This window comes from Mesorhizobium bavaricum (genome assembly GCF_056781655.1).
This window is the reverse complement of record NZ_JBXAYV010000002.1, coordinates 197,906-211,101: the sequence shown is the minus strand read 5'-3', so window position 1 is coordinate 211,101 and position 13,196 is coordinate 197,906. Positions and strand designations below refer to the sequence as shown.

General features: G+C 62.4%; 15 protein-coding genes and 1 pseudogene. 5 read left to right on the top strand and 11 right to left on the bottom strand.

Annotated elements, in window-relative coordinates; all coding sequences use genetic code 11:
* Positions 1-157: 157 nt before the first annotated feature.
* The gene (locus AC1RZR_RS37220; RefSeq protein ID WP_481829648.1) at positions 158-793 is read right to left on the bottom strand and encodes a LysE family translocator; all 636 of its coding nucleotides are present in this window, start codon (positions 791-793) and stop codon (positions 158-160) included.
* 39 nt (positions 794-832) lie between these two features.
* Positions 833-1,969, bottom strand: coding sequence for a trans-sulfuration enzyme family protein (locus tag AC1RZR_RS37215; protein WP_481829647.1), 1,137 nt, complete (start codon positions 1,967-1,969; stop codon positions 833-835).
* Between the two features lie 86 nt (positions 1,970-2,055).
* On the opposite strand from AC1RZR_RS37215, the gene AC1RZR_RS37210 reads away from it, so the two are divergent.
* Both AC1RZR_RS37210 and AC1RZR_RS37205 read left to right on the top strand, forming a co-directional pair.
* Positions 2,056-2,721, top strand: a complete 666-nt coding sequence (locus tag AC1RZR_RS37210; RefSeq protein ID WP_481829646.1) for a helix-turn-helix domain-containing protein — start codon at positions 2,056-2,058, stop codon at positions 2,719-2,721.
* Between the two features lie 28 nt (positions 2,722-2,749).
* Entirely contained in the window at positions 2,750-3,388 is a 639-nt protein-coding gene (locus tag AC1RZR_RS37205; RefSeq protein ID WP_481829645.1) for an FMN-binding negative transcriptional regulator, read from the top strand.
* A 252-nt stretch (positions 3,389-3,640) separates the two neighbouring features.
* Here AC1RZR_RS37205 and AC1RZR_RS37200 read toward each other — a convergent pair whose 3' ends face one another.
* Positions 3,641-5,878, bottom strand: coding sequence for a relaxase/mobilization nuclease domain-containing protein (locus AC1RZR_RS37200; RefSeq protein ID WP_481829644.1), 2,238 nt, complete (start codon positions 5,876-5,878; stop codon positions 3,641-3,643).
* Complete coding sequence (locus AC1RZR_RS37195; protein ID WP_481829643.1) at positions 5,875-6,282, bottom strand: hypothetical protein; 408 nt, start codon at positions 6,280-6,282, stop codon at positions 5,875-5,877. Before AC1RZR_RS37195 ends, AC1RZR_RS37200 begins: the two co-directional genes overlap by 4 nt.
* Before the next feature lie 488 nt (positions 6,283-6,770).
* Here AC1RZR_RS37195 and AC1RZR_RS37190 point away from each other — a divergent pair, with 488 nt between their 5' ends.
* Entirely contained in the window at positions 6,771-7,451 is a 681-nt protein-coding gene (locus tag AC1RZR_RS37190; RefSeq protein WP_481829642.1) for a nucleotide-binding protein, read from the top strand.
* Positions 7,448-7,855 (top strand): hypothetical protein, encoded by a 408-nt coding sequence (locus AC1RZR_RS37185; RefSeq protein WP_481829641.1) that lies wholly within the window; start codon positions 7,448-7,450, stop codon positions 7,853-7,855. Before AC1RZR_RS37190 ends, AC1RZR_RS37185 begins: the two co-directional genes overlap by 4 nt.
* 140 nt (positions 7,856-7,995) lie before the next feature.
* Here AC1RZR_RS37185 and AC1RZR_RS37180 read toward each other — a convergent pair whose 3' ends face one another.
* Together AC1RZR_RS37180 and AC1RZR_RS37175 are read right to left on the bottom strand one after the other, a co-directional pair.
* Positions 7,996-8,310, bottom strand: coding sequence for a hypothetical protein (locus AC1RZR_RS37180; RefSeq protein WP_481829640.1), 315 nt, complete (start codon positions 8,308-8,310; stop codon positions 7,996-7,998).
* A gap of 58 nt (positions 8,311-8,368) precedes the next feature.
* Positions 8,369-8,692 carry a DUF736 domain-containing protein gene (locus AC1RZR_RS37175; RefSeq protein WP_006205585.1) on the bottom strand — a complete coding sequence of 108 codons (324 nt, stop codon included), beginning with the start codon at positions 8,690-8,692 and terminating at the stop codon, positions 8,369-8,371.
* Between AC1RZR_RS37175 and AC1RZR_RS37170 the strand changes: the two genes are divergently transcribed.
* The gene (locus AC1RZR_RS37170) at positions 8,598-9,329 is read left to right on the top strand and encodes a DUF736 family protein (RefSeq protein ID WP_481829639.1); all 732 of its coding nucleotides are present in this window, start codon (positions 8,598-8,600) and stop codon (positions 9,327-9,329) included. The genes AC1RZR_RS37175 and AC1RZR_RS37170 overlap by 95 nt on opposite strands.
* 59 nt (positions 9,330-9,388) lie before the next feature.
* Here the strand turns inward: AC1RZR_RS37170 and AC1RZR_RS37165 are convergent, their stop codons facing one another.
* The 5 genes and pseudogenes from AC1RZR_RS37165 to AC1RZR_RS37145 all read right to left on the bottom strand — a co-directional run bounded on the left by AC1RZR_RS37165 (position 9,389) and on the right by AC1RZR_RS37145 (position 13,189).
* Positions 9,389-9,922: a hypothetical protein gene (locus AC1RZR_RS37165; protein WP_481829638.1), complete on the bottom strand. Its 534-nt coding sequence runs from the start codon at positions 9,920-9,922 to the stop codon at positions 9,389-9,391.
* A gap of 289 nt (positions 9,923-10,211) precedes the next feature.
* Positions 10,212-10,631, bottom strand: a pseudogene (locus tag AC1RZR_RS37160) (hypothetical protein).
* Positions 10,621-10,881, bottom strand: coding sequence for a type II toxin-antitoxin system prevent-host-death family antitoxin (locus tag AC1RZR_RS37155; RefSeq protein ID WP_481829637.1), 261 nt, complete (start codon positions 10,879-10,881; stop codon positions 10,621-10,623). Before AC1RZR_RS37155 ends, AC1RZR_RS37160 begins: the two are co-directional and overlap by 11 nt.
* A gap of 63 nt (positions 10,882-10,944) precedes the next feature.
* Positions 10,945-11,886, bottom strand: a complete 942-nt coding sequence (locus tag AC1RZR_RS37150) for a DUF2493 domain-containing protein (RefSeq protein ID WP_481829636.1) — start codon at positions 11,884-11,886, stop codon at positions 10,945-10,947.
* Between the two features lie 247 nt (positions 11,887-12,133).
* Entirely contained in the window at positions 12,134-13,189 is a 1,056-nt protein-coding gene (locus AC1RZR_RS37145; RefSeq protein WP_481829635.1) for a DUF7146 domain-containing protein, read from the bottom strand.
* Positions 13,190-13,196: the final 7 nt, after the last annotated feature.

The following is a 13,196-nucleotide window of genomic DNA, read 5'->3' as shown; positions in this document are numbered from 1 at the left end:
TATACGACATAATGTCCACGTCATATTCGATGCGCCTTAAGCTGGCGTCGGCAGTCTCAGTTTCTCGCCTAAAAAACTGGCGTTTTGCTCGGACATTGTCAAACCTACGTCTGGCTTTCAAGAGCTCGGATGCGCCGCCTACAGGTTGAAAGGTTTTTCAGATTCGAGAGAGCACGAGCCTTAGGCCCGCATAGCCGAAACTGACCGCCAAAACACCCTCAATTCGCCGCCGCGCCCGCCGATACATCCGGACCATGGGTTGCGTGGAAAACACGACGGCATATCCGCAAAAAATCGTCGCGCTCAGCACTGCGCACCCTGCGAGGATGAGGATTACGTCCGTCGCCGAGGCATCGGGACCGAGCCCAAGTGTGACCAAGGCTATCCAGGCCAGAATCGACTTGGGATTGCTAAGATGCATCAGAAGACCACGCCTATAGAGTGCCAAGCCAGAAACAGGCCGGGTGGCCATAGCCGCAACACTGTCGGCCGTCTCGGGTGACAAAGCTCCCCTCGCCGCCTTGAACGCAAGAAACAGCAGATAGAAGCCCCCTAGAATTTTCAGGACGACAAGAGCCTGGGCATAGGTGGCTAGGAGAGCGGAAATGCCCGTTGCCGCCATGATGCCCCAGAAAACCGACCCGGTGACAACGCCGGCGGAGATAGCGAGGGCAGCCTGGCGGCCTTGTTGCATCGCCGTTCCCATGATCCGCATGGTGCTCGGGCCTGGGCTGCCGGCGGCGATAATATAGGCGGTATAGACCAGTAAGAAATGGCTGAGGTTATGGTCCATCACAGATCCTTCGGCAGACGAGGGCCCACTGGCTGCGCTTCATACGTTGAAAGTTGCGTTCAGGGCCTGCTTCAGGTCGTCAATGATGTCCTGAGGGTGCTCGAGCCCCACGGACATTCGCAGCAATCCGCCTGGCGCCTTAGACTTCGAACCCTCGACGGATGCGCGATGCTCGATCAGGGAGTGCGTCCCGCCGAGGCTTGTCGCCCGCACGACAAGCTTGAGGCGGCCGGCCACCGCCATCGCGGCATCGGTTCCACCTTCGACGATAAAGGAAAGCATCGCTCCGTAACCGCTCATTTGCCGCGTAGCCAGTTCGTGTCCAGGATCATCTTCCAGGCCTGGAAAGAGCACTTTCTCGACGCGGGGATGGGACGCCAAGGCCTCCGCAACCTTCTGGGCGCCTTCACAATGAGCGCCCATGCGGATCGGCAATGTCTGCAGCCCTCGCAGTGCCAACCAACAGTCGAAAGGTGCCGCGACGCAGCCCTTGTGTTTCTGGACCATCCGTAGCGGACGTCCGAATGGCGACGATTGCGGGACAACAACGACGCCCGCCATCAGATCCGAGTGGCCACCAATGTACTTTGTTGCCGAGTGCATGACCGCATCCGCGCCAAGCTCAAGCGGCCGCTGAAGCACGGGCGTGGCCCACGTATTGTCGACCACCGCCATGGCGCCGGCCTCATGGGCGATTTTGCAGATAGCCGAAATGTCGACAACGCGGATCATCGGGTTCGATGGGGTCTCGACCCAGACGAGGCCAGTCCGCTTTGAGGTGACCGCGGCGCGCACCGCATCCAGATCGCGCATGTCGACTGGGTGGAAGTCGAAGCGAGAGCCGATGTCGGTTTCGTCGATCAGCGAGCGGATGCCAAAATAGATATCGTCGGGAAGAACGATTCGCCCCGTCGAGGGATGGCTTTCAAAGACCGCAGCGATTGCAGCCATGCCGGACGCAAAGGCTATGCCTTCGTGTCCACGTTCGAGCGCGGCCATCGCCAACTCGAATACATTGCGCGTCGGATTTGCATCGCGAGTGTACTCGAACCCAAACGGAAACGAGCCGTCGGCACCGCGCTCGAACGTCGTGCTGGTATGAAGCGGTAAAGAAACCGCGCCCGTGGATGGATCGACAGCTCGACCGCTATGGATTGCCTTCGTTTCAAAGCGCACTGGCCAATTCCTGTTTAAGGCGCGGTTGCAATTTTGCGCCGGTCATTATATTGACCGTAAGCGAAGCGAGAGCCGAAGTCAATATAATGACCGACACCCCGACACCTCTGGAGACTGAGCAGGAGCTTGGCCAGGCGATCGCGATCCGGATCCAGAATCTGAGACGCGACCAAAACCTGACCCTCGATCGATTGGCCAAACTGGCCGGCCTGTCGAAAGGGACGGTTGTCGCGCTTGAACAGGGTAAGGCAAACCCGAGTATCGGCATCCTTTGCCGTCTGGCGGCGGCGTTTTCCCTATCGGTTGCCGATTTGCTGAACGAGGCGCCTTCCATGGCCCCCGACCTGCCGATCGAACGGAGCGTGACCAGGACGCTTTGGACAAGCGCTGAAGGCAGCAGGGCACAGCTTCACACCTCGACCTCGGGACGCACAATGTTCGAACTTTGGAGCTGGGTCCTCATGCCGGGTGATGTGTTTGCAGCCGATGCGCACAGTCCCGATACCCGCGAACTGCTCTCGGTTACCCAGGGCTCGCTCAAGGTCACGGTGGGCAGCCACGAGATCATCCTAAATGCAGCCGAGAGTGCGCGCCTCGTTACGGATCAACCCCACTCTTATGCCGCGGCATCCGACGTGCCCGCTCACTTCTCGATGGCGGTTCTCGAGCGCGGTGGACAGCGGGTTCCGGCCCCCTCTTCGCCGGCAGCGAGGTCGCCGCTGGCTGCTCGCCAAGACCTCGCTGACCACTGACAACTGCCCTTCAACAGGAGATTCCCCCTTGTACGTTCCTCCGCATTTCGCCGTACCCGATCAGAACGCCCTGTTCGATCTTATCGAAAAACACCCCTTTGGTATCCTGATCACCCAGAGCAATGGCTCCCTCGACGCCAACCATATCCCCTTCGAGCTCGACCGCTCAAAGGGCGACAAGGGCGTCCTCAATTGCCATGTCGCTCGTAAAAACCCGGTCTGGACGGAGGTTGCCAATGGCGATGAAGTGCTCGTCGTCTTCCGTGCGGCCGACGCCTACATCTCGCCAAACTGGTATCCCAGCAAACACGAATCCCATAAGCAGGTGCCGACCTGGAACTATCTCGTTGCCCACGCCCATGGTCGCATCACTGTCCGGGACGACGAGCGCTATGTGCGCCGCAACGTCGCGAAGCTCACTCACATGCACGAGGCCAATCAGCCGGCCCCGTGGAAGATGGGCGACGCGCCGAAGGATTTCATTGACACGATGGCCAAGGCGATCGTGGCCTTGGAGATCGAGATCACCAGCCTGGTTGGAAAATTCAAGCTCAGCCAAAACAAAGAGCTGCGCGACATCCAGAACGCCGGCGAGACGCTGACCGCACAAGGCGCTGTTGAGGTGGGACAGGCAATGCTCGCGGCCGCGGCGGCCAAATCCCAATAGCATCTAACTGTCCCGACGAAGCTGCCGAGGCTTGGATCCCAGCGGGTGACTCGAGAGACAAATGCTTCGGCTCGCCGGAAACTGGACCAGCATCTAACCCCCCGCGATGCGGCAGTTGGCAGATTCAATATAATGCCCCGCAACGACATACGTGGCCCCTGATCCTGAACCGCCGAGGCACCAACGAGCCTCGGCGACATTTTCGTTCCTTGCACTCTCCCGCGTTCCAGAGGGCCGGTAAGCGATCTTTGCTCAGCGCTCGTAATCGTTATCGTTTGAGCGCTGGGTCTTGCGGTCCTGCTCTTCCGACTGCCGTGCCTTCTGTTTGTTGGCGTCCTTCTGCTTGGCACTCACCTTCTCCTGTTCGGTGCCTGTGCGCGGCTCAACCGGCTGGCGGGGATCGTCCCGAGTTGGGAGGTCTCGCCCTCGCGCCTCGCGCTCGGGGATTGGCTCCTCACCGCCACCACCACGACGCTGTTGCTGCCGCTCGAATTGCAGCCGCGCGAGACGGTCGTGCATCTTGTCGTTCACCTCTTCACGAAACTGTTCGAACTGTCCCTGATGCGCCGGCGGCAGCGTCTCGCGCATGTTGTCCAGAGCCTGATTGACGCGGGCCATCTGACGCCGCATTTCCAAGGGGGTTTGCGCCATGTTCAAATCTCCTATCAGTGCATTCAATTCTCTCATACCGGGATGGGACAGGAAAGACTGCTGCCTAGATTGATCAGCTCCGCGATCCGCGGCAGGACCTGGTTGTCCCTCCCCTGTGCGGTCGCGACGCAACAGCAGCAAATTGTTGCCGATCAACTCCGCCGCCGAGAGAGCCTGACCGACTATGCCCGCGGTACGCATCGTCGTCACAGTCTTTTGCCATGCGGCAGCGATTGCATCGCCGTTCACGACAAGGGATTGTCCATCCAAACGGCGTTGCCGCTTGGCCTCCACCCGCTCGATCGTCTTGGCGCTGACCTGGTAGCGCGGATCGCTCTGGGCGCGGCTGTAGGCTCCGGCATGTTCCTTCGTGAAGGGCCGCGTCATCGCATGATCCATGCGCCGCGTCGCCACCATCGCAATGCCGTTCTCGCGTGCTTTTTCCGCAAAAGTCTCGCGCCAGGCGACCAGATCTGGCTTGTAGAACTTCAGGCGCTCACCTTCGGCAGAGCGCGCCTGCACCATCGCATGGATATGGACGTGCTTGGTGTCCTTGTGATGCGCCAGGACGAACTTGTATCCTGGCGCCCGCTCTTCCATCACGGCCCGCGCCGCGGCCATAACGGCGTTGGCATCGGTGCCGGCCTTTGCCGAGAAAAGCAGGTGATAGGCATTGCGGCGTTCACGCCCCGAAAACTGTGGGCGCCATTGCTCGTAGACCGAAGCCGCCGCCTTGGTGGCATTCTTCGCCCCGGGCACGGGCTCGCCATTTGCGTGGCGGACCTGGCTGTGGGTGCGGATAAACTTTTGCAAAAAGTATTTCGCTTTGGGTTCATGGTTGACGGCCGCCGTTACCTCTGCCTTGGCGACCACGCCAGCGGCGCCCATCGCTTCCGACAAGCGCGCCTCGATCTTGTCGAGCGCCTTGCTGCGCGAATTCTCCCGGCCGCCGGCAAGCACCTTGGCAAGCGGCCCCGCCCGCTCATCGGTGTGTGCGTAAACCTGCACCGTCTGGCCGTCCTGCGCATAGATGAACGGTTTTGCGCCGAAGGCCTTGTTCAAGGCCTCGCTCAATGCGGCATCGGTGACCTCGCCGGCGAGTTCGAAACGAACCTCGATAAAATTGGTGTTTTCCAGGGGCGGCTCGAACGTTTGGCAAAACGTCTCCAGGAACGCTTTTCGTGCGCCGCCTGTCGCAAGGATCTGCCCGTCCTCGTCAAAAATCTCGATGTCGTGTTTCTCGCCTTTTTCGTCTTCGCGCTTCCCGATGTAATTGAGCAGCCGAGCGGCGGCTTCCTTGGTCGAGGGCGGATTGGGCATAACCTTGAACACGGCAGGCTGCGCGCCCGCCGCATAGCCTGCCCGTGCAGCCACGGCCCGCGCCTGATAGGCGACGCGCGCCGCCCGTCCTGTACCGCTCGCGCGACCCGTAACACGGCCGCCGCCCCCGCGCCGTTTCCAGTCTTCCTCCTCCTCGTCCGGCCAGAAACCGGCGAGCGTAGCGCCATAGACCATGATCGGCGCGCTAGCGGCGTTGGGCGGGCTCGCAGCCACGGCGGACTTCGGTGACCTGCTGGAAACGGGGCTCCCCGCCACGCCTGTCCCGCCCGGCGACGAACGAGGCCCGTTCCTGGCACTTACCATCGAGCCGGCTTGTCCTTGCCCGACCCGTCCGCTGCCACCGGTCCGTTCATAACTCTTCATCGCCTGGGATTCGCTCGCCTCGCGCCCGGCGCCCGTCAGAGACTTCTCCTCGTCCAACTCCTCACGCTTCACGCCGGGAGCGCCCCGCAGATAGCGTTCAATTTCGGCCGCGTAGCCAGCAAGACGACCCCTCATGGCCGGGCCTCCCTCGCCTTGCGGGACCCGCCAGTCATCGCCTTCAGTTCGTCGCGGAACTGCCGCACGAGGTTGCCCACGGCAATCAATGCCTGCTCAAGATCCTCATCCTGGGCAACTCGACCGTCGTTCATGGCGCGCACGGCCTGATTGAAATTGATGCCGACGCGCCGCAGCTGATCGGTCATGTCCACGATCGCCGGCCGCAACACCTCTGACGCGATAGGCAGATGCCCGACCTCTGCCCGCACGAGACGCCGGACGACCTCGCTGACGGTAACGCCGTCCCGCTCCGCAATGGCTTTGAGGTTGGCCAGCTCGTCAGCCGAAAATCGGATGTGCGTCACCTCGCCGTAGCGTCGTGACGCGCTCTTCACCGCTGCTTTCTGGGCGTCTGCATCCATCTCTCAAGCCCGCTTGCGGGCGCTAAGGCCCGCCAGGGCCGCGCCGCCTATTTTGTGTGTATCACAAAATAGGCTATCCTGCCAATACGGGGAAAGCGAGGAAAGAAAATATAGTCGCTCTTCTCACCAGCCCAGTTGTCAGCGGCAGCAGCGCGGGCGAAATGTTCCCATCGTGATTTGATGCGATGTGTCTATGATGCGTTGGCGACTTGTATCCATGTTAACATGGATACATCGGGCCCTATGCGCAGCCGGCAAAGCTTAGAAATGCGCAGTCGATGGGCCACCGGACCTTCTTTTCTGACGAAAGCAGCTGCGCAAAAACTGCATCTTTAGCGAGCCCTTATCTGTGCGCGCCTGGGTTGCCAAACCAGGCTTCCCCGTCGACTATGTCATGATGTTTCGACCGTGATTTTGTTTCATGTGTCCATGATGACTTGTCTCCATGTTAACATCGAGACAAGGAGACAACGCCGGAAGGAGGCCCCATGATCATCTCCGCTGCGATCCCCAAGGGCGGCACCGGCAAATCGACAATGCTGCGCACCCTCGCATCCGTCGCGCTGCATCGCGGCTACTCGGTCACTCTTATCGATGGCGATCGGCGGCAGAATATGAACCGCTGGTTCCAGATGCTGGGTGACGCTGGCAATCGTCCTGACAGGCTCCAGCTGGTAAGCGCGATGACCCCGCAGGAAATCCTTGACGCTGCAGCCACTCACAACGGTGAGCGCTCCGTCGTATTGATCGATACGGAAGGCACCACAAATGACAACCTCATGGCCGGGCTCTTCGCCGCCGATATTGTGGTCGTGCCGGTGTATTTTGCCCTAGACGATGTAACCGCCGCTATCCAGATCACCGACCACTACATTCCGCTGGCGGTCGAGAGCCGGGGTAGACCGCTGCCTGCGATATTCGTGCTGACCAAGCAGACCATCATCGATGGCAGGGCGCGAGCCCTGACCGAACTGCGCGCCATCATCCAGGCCAACGGCACGCCCATTGCAGAACACGTCCTGCACAATCGCATTGCCTACCGCGACCTTCAGACCGGGCAGACCCTTTACAGCCCCGAGGTGCCTGACGCGAAGGCGGTTGCCGAGAGCGAAGGGGTCTTTGACGACCTTCTGCAAACCTTCATCGAAGCCACAAGGAACGCGGCATGAGTGAAGAAACCGCACCGAAACCCGGTGATGACAAGAAGGCCCGCATGATGAAGGCGATCTCCACGCAGCCGCCGGCGCTGCCGAGCATGTTCATCCCGCCGAAGGCCGAGCCGTCAGGGAACAAGGAGCAAGCTGCGCAACTGATGCAGGAATCGACAAAGCCGTCACCGGCAGTCGGGCCCGATTTCCGCAAGCTACTGCGGCAGGGCCAGAAAAAGGACCCCATCGCCGGAAAGAAGATTCGCGAGGAGGAGATGATCCGCTGCGGCTACTATCTGACGGCTGCGGAGCAGCGCCAGTTCAAGTTGCTGGCGATCAGCAACGGGCACAGCATGACCGAACTGCTGCGAAAGGCTGTCCAGGACTATATCGGCATTCATAAACACAAACTGCCGAAGGAATAATCGGCGGTTTGGAGTCGCTGTCTCTTGCTGTAGCGGGTGATGTTCGTGGCTCTTTTGCGACGCGCAAAAAAAGGGCCCGCGACGGAGTGTTCCGTCGCGGGCCCTGAGACGTGTTGCCTACTTGGGTTGGTTGAGGTGTTTCAGCACCTGCCGAGGATTGCGTTTTGCACCGGACGCCCGCTAGCTGCCGCTTTGTCGTCGGCCAGCTTTGCGGCCAGTTTGGGCGACAGCGGGATGAAGTCGTAGCCGTGTGAGATGGCTGCGCGGTGAAGATCCTCAAGCGTTTCGAACGCGCGATCGTGGGTGCCGAGCCAAAGACCGGGCTCGTCGGTTTCTTCGTGCGGGAACGCTTGCAGGAAGTAGGTCCGGAGTGGTGGATCGTAACCGATGACAGCGTCTGGATCCGAGCGGACTTTTCCGGTGGTACCAGTGACAGTGATGGTATAGCGGCTCATTGCAACCTCCTTTTTGCCGGTGGGGAGCCGGCCCCTTGCGGGGCCGGCCACCGATGCCTCACTGGGGGTTGTTCCAGAGGATGACCTTCTTGTTTTCCTCGCCACCGGGGGCGGGAGCGAGATTGCCGAAGATGACGCCGATCTCCGGGGCTTCCAGCTTGACCGAGAGGTATTCCTCGCCCGAACGCTGGGAGATGCGGTGCCAGCCGGCTCCGATCTCGAAGCCCGTGCGCTTGTTGACGATCCGGTAGTCGGGGGCGTCCTCGCGCGACTTGTTGGTGTTCGGAATGAGGGTGATCGGGGCATTGACCCGGAGCGTGGCAAAGACGCCTTCCATCGAGCCGTCGGCCTTGGTGGTGAGGTTTGCGATCGTGGTGGCCATGGTAGTTCTCCTTCGGTTGCATCGGGACCATTCCCGATGGCGCCAAAGGAGAGGGCCGTCCTGCTGCGGTCATCTCGGCGAAAATTCTGGAAAATTCTATTTGCCGAAAAATTGCGGGAAGGCCCTTCGCCTGCCCGCAGACCAAAAACAAAAATCGAATTTTCCTGAATATTCGCCGAGTGTACCCCCAACGGGGGTTGACCGCACAAAGCAGGCGGTCGTCTACAAAGGCGACATGAAACGGGAATGGCCCGGATGCGGCAGATGGACAAGAACTCAGGCCGCCATCGCTAGACCGCCGACGCAACGGTGCCGGATCGCAGGAACATGCTGCAGCCTCTCGGGTCATGTCGTCGGCATTGCCAACACATCGAACAGCAGCCCGGCGCGTGACCTCCTTGCGTGCTCGGAATGGCGGCATAGCGGTTTCGAGATCGGAGCCGGCTGGCAGCGAACTTCACGCCCCTCGGGACGATACGGCGCAGTCAGGTTGGATGACCCGGCAAGCCAGGATCTTGTTCGGCAGGCTTGCACCCGCTTCAGAGGCGAGACGGGTCAAGATGATCATCTGCACGACGCCCGGCGGCTCTGCGCGTGGAAAAGGGGCCGGCTCCGTCCGCTCATACAAGTGGATTAGGCGGCGAGGAGCCGGATGAACATAAGGAACCCGCCGGCCTGTCGGCTGGACCGCATCCATCATCCTGGCAACGCCAGACGCTCGTCCGGCATCATGCGGGCTTCGACCTGGCGGCGAATGTCCGGATCGACATGGCGGAGCATGGCGCACCAGTCCTCCACATTGTACGTCGTCGCCATCCGGCCCCTGGTCAGATCGTAAATGACGCACGGCTTGTTCGCGATGGCGAGCCGAAGCACGTTGACGGCCGTGCCGGGTGATGCGCCGTCCCAGACCATCATGCCAAAGTCGGCGCGCCGCGCCATCTCCCGGTCCTTGGCGGCGTCGTACCAATATCCATGAGTGCCTCCAGGTGACGGGACATGGTAGGCGGCCCAATCGCCCAGATTGTTGTAGGGTTCCTTGCCGGCATGGAAGACACCGACATGCTCGTACTTGTAGCCGGCGAGGAGGCCCTGCGCCTCGGCATCGGCTCCAGGCGCGTCGCCAATCAGCACGCCGTGCTCGGCAGCAACGATTGCGCCGATGCGAGCGATGGCAGGTTCCGGCAGCTCGAATATCTCGCGTGATCCGCCTATGAATATCATCGACATGGTGGCTTTCCCTTCTCTCCAGCGCCCCCGCCCCGCGCCGGCCGCCCTCTCCCCTGACCTTGCGCTAGGGATCGTCACCCGAAGGCCGAGACGGCAAAGCCGGCTCGCGGAGCGGCGGGACGCCGCGACGAGAGCCGGCCGGCCGCAGGCCGGCGCGCCCGGACCTTGCCGCTGCCGGAGGCGCTACGCGCATCTGGCTAGTGGCGCTTCGCGCTTGGAGCTAGTTGTCTTTGTCGGCCAGTCAGAGGCTCACGTCCTGGATCGAGCGCATGGCCGCGAAAAGAGAACGTCAATCCAGACGGCTGACGCGGCGGCCCTCGCTGCGCGCTTCGATAAAGGCGCCTGCGATCTTCATCATGAATGCCTTGCTGAACCGACCGAGGGGCTTGCCGTCGGCTTCGATGTACCAGGAGCGTTCGGCAATATCGTAGTTGTATTCGTCAACCACGATCCAGCAGCGTTTGAGATCGGTCAGACCGGCGCGGCGGCACTCGATAGCGGAGACTTCCAAACCGACCCGATCGCTGGTCGGTGGCTAAGTGGTTATCGCCAGGAGCGCGAGATGGGTCAGGCCATCTCTTGCGCCGCGGACAGCGATGACCACGCAGGTCGGCCGGCTCTTGCGGCCTTCCGTTTCGCCGCGCTCGTGTTGCCATGCCCAAAGATACGGGTAGGAGATCACCTGACCAGGCAGAAATCTACCGCTCATCATCGTATCCTTCCCCGCGCGCCAATCGGTCGATCTCGGCGGCGAAGAGTTCCCTGTGTTCCTCCGGCATGTCGGAGACATGGTATGCACGGCGGGGATCGCCGCCGATGCGCATCCGTTCGTAGTGCTCGTAGCTCATCAGCACGAACCGGGGTTTCCGGTGCTTGGTGAGAATAACGGGTTCGCGGCTGGCAACGTCGGTGACGTCGCCGACCTGCTTGTTGAGATCCCCCGTCGTGAACTGGCGCATGGCTGGACTCCTTGATCAGTCTCCATATTATCTGGATTTTCTGGATTTGCAAGAAAACGGCGCTCACGCGCCGCCCTCCGCGAACCGCCAGACGGGAATGCCCAACCGACGCGCCTTGTCGGCAAGGTTGTCGGTGATGCCGGAGCCGGGAAAGACGATCAGGCCGTAGGGCACCACCGAGAGAAGCTGGTCGTTGCGGCGGAACGGGGCCGCCTTGGCGTGCCTGCTCCAGTCCGGCTTGAAGGCGATCTGAGTGACCTTCCGGTTCTCGGCCCAGCAGGCTGCGATGCGCTCGGCGCCGCGCGGGCTGCCGCCGTGGAGCAGAACCATGTCGGGATGCTTCTCGCGAGCCTTGTCGAGCGCGTCCCAGATCCGGTCGTGATCATTGCAGTCGAGGCCGCCGGCGAAGGCGATCTTGGTCCCGGCTGGAACGAGCACCTCGGTTTCGGCGTGGCGACGGGCGGCGAGGAAGTCGCGGGAGTCGATCACCGCAGCGGTCATCGCCTGGTGGGAGATCTTGGAGCCGGTGCGCGGCCGCCATGCCGATCCGGTTTGTGCCTCGTAGAGGTCGGCGGCCTCATCGCGCATGATTTCGAGCACGTTGCGGCGCTCGATATAGGTGATGCCTTCGGCCGTGAGCCGTTCGAGATCGACCGACTTCACCTCGGAGCCGTCCTGCTCCTGCTGGCTCGAACGCTGCGCCTCCTCATTGCGGTCGAGGCTGCGGGCGACACGCTCGGCGGCACGGTGGAAGACGTTTGCGAAGGACCATAGCAGGTCGTCGAGATCGGGTTCGAGCCTCGTGTCGCCGAGCATGCCGGCGAAGGTTTCCACGATCCCGGCGAGGCCGGCCCGGATCACTTCGTCGTCGGGAAGTGGCCGAGGATCAGGTTCGTCCTGATGCCGGCGATGGCCGTACATCTGCAGTTCGAGGATGACGCGGTCGGTCGGCGAGGAGGCGTGGTAGGGCTCGTAGGCGTCGTCGAGGGGAAGCTTGTGGGTCATGGCGTGTCTCCGTCGGTTATGGCCGCGCCCTTCGCGGCCTGACAGCGCATCCCGGCCGCGCCCCGGGCACGGCCGCACCGAAGGCCGGAGCGCGAGCGAAGGACGGCGCAGCCGTTGCGGCCGTGACTGGGGGGTGGCAGGGGTCGCCTCTCAGGCAGGCCGCGGGCGCGGCCTCTCCGGCGGACCGCGCCATGCCTGCCAAGTCTTCCGCTCACGCCACCCTTGCCCGCCTGCCGGTCGGGGTCGTTCATCCGGCCGGCAGGAAGAGACGGGCATCCTCCGGGACGAGCTGGTCGCGGAGCCATGCCGCGAGACGGGCGGGCCCGAGATGACGCAGGTCGTCGTTGAAATCGCCGAGCTGCGGCCGCAACACCAGGGCGAGGATTCCGGCTTCGCCGGCTCGCTGGCTGAGACGCTCGATGCCGTGCCGGCCGGCGGCATCGGCATCGGCCGCGATGTAGAGGCGACGGCAGCCAGGCGGGAAGGTAAGGCCGGCGAGGTGATTGACCGAAGTGGCGGCGGCAACCGGCAGCGCCGGCATCACCACCTTAAGCGACGCCATCGTCTCGAACCCCTCGCCGGCGGCCATGACCGGGGCGAGCGCACCGGGCTCAAGGCCAAGCCAGATGGCGTTGCCCAGGAGATGACCCAGTGAGCGGCGTGGATCGGCGAGTTGCGCCTTGCCCTGACCCGAGGGACCAAGCCAGGTGCGTTGCAGGCCGGTGATCTTCCCGTCGAAGCTGGTGACAGCGGCAATCAGGGCAGGAAGGGTCCGCGTCTCGCCGGTCACGAAATCCCGGTAGTAGCAGCCGGGATGGAAGCGCAGCGCACGCTCATGCACGGAGAGCAGAATGCCGCGGCTGGCGAGGTATCGTTCGGCCAGCGTGCCGGCGATCGGTTGCGACATGGCGAACAGGCGACGCGCAGCGTCGGGGGAGCCGCGTGCCGCGGCAGGCTGGCGCTGCGCGCCAAGGGACTGGGGCGCAGGCTGGGGCGATGGCAGCGGCATGGAGAGGAAGCGACGTGCTTCGTCCGCGACCTCGCGGAAGTCGACCAGACCACAGCTCAGCTCGATGACGTCAAGCAGGTCGCCATGTTCCCCCGACAACTCGTCGACCCACTTTCCGGCTGCCTTGCCGCCCACCGCTTTGAGCCGCACATGCATGGAGCGGCCGCGCGTGTTGCGGACATCGCCGACCATCCAGTAATTGCCGGAGCGATGGCCGTTGGAGAGATATTCGAGGCACACCGCCTCGGCATGTTCGCCAAGGCGGCGTGCCAGCTCGGAGGCCGAGACGGTCATGATCGTC

Bases quoted from the DNA above. Each gene is read 5' to 3' on its own strand.
- AC1RZR_RS37220 (WP_481829648.1), bottom strand. From the start codon at position 793: ATGGACCATAACCTCAGCCATTTCTTACTGGTCTATACCGCCTATATT.
- AC1RZR_RS37210 (WP_481829646.1), top strand. From the start codon at position 2,056: ATGACCGACACCCCGACACCTCTGGAGACTGAGCAGGAGCTTGGCCAG.
- AC1RZR_RS37200 (WP_481829644.1), bottom strand. From the start codon at position 5,878: ATGAGGGGTCGTCTTGCTGGCTACGCGGCCGAAATTGAACGCTATCTG.
- AC1RZR_RS37195 (WP_481829643.1), bottom strand. From the start codon at position 6,282: ATGGATGCAGACGCCCAGAAAGCAGCGGTGAAGAGCGCGTCACGACGC.
- AC1RZR_RS37190 (WP_481829642.1), top strand. From the start codon at position 6,771: ATGATCATCTCCGCTGCGATCCCCAAGGGCGGCACCGGCAAATCGACA.
- AC1RZR_RS37185 (WP_481829641.1), top strand. From the start codon at position 7,448: ATGAGTGAAGAAACCGCACCGAAACCCGGTGATGACAAGAAGGCCCGC.
- AC1RZR_RS37180 (WP_481829640.1), bottom strand. From the start codon at position 8,310: ATGAGCCGCTATACCATCACTGTCACTGGTACCACCGGAAAAGTCCGC.
- AC1RZR_RS37170 (WP_481829639.1), top strand. From the start codon at position 8,598: ATGAGGGTGATCGGGGCATTGACCCGGAGCGTGGCAAAGACGCCTTCC.
- AC1RZR_RS37175 (WP_006205585.1), bottom strand. From the start codon at position 8,692: ATGGCCACCACGATCGCAAACCTCACCACCAAGGCCGACGGCTCGATG.
- AC1RZR_RS37165 (WP_481829638.1), bottom strand. From the start codon at position 9,922: ATGTCGATGATATTCATAGGCGGATCACGCGAGATATTCGAGCTGCCG.
- AC1RZR_RS37155 (WP_481829637.1), bottom strand. From the start codon at position 10,881: ATGCGCCAGTTCACGACGGGGGATCTCAACAAGCAGGTCGGCGACGTC.
- AC1RZR_RS37150 (WP_481829636.1), bottom strand. From the start codon at position 11,886: ATGACCCACAAGCTTCCCCTCGACGACGCCTACGAGCCCTACCACGCC.
- AC1RZR_RS37145 (WP_481829635.1), bottom strand. From the start codon at position 13,189: ATGACCGTCTCGGCCTCCGAGCTGGCACGCCGCCTTGGCGAACATGCC.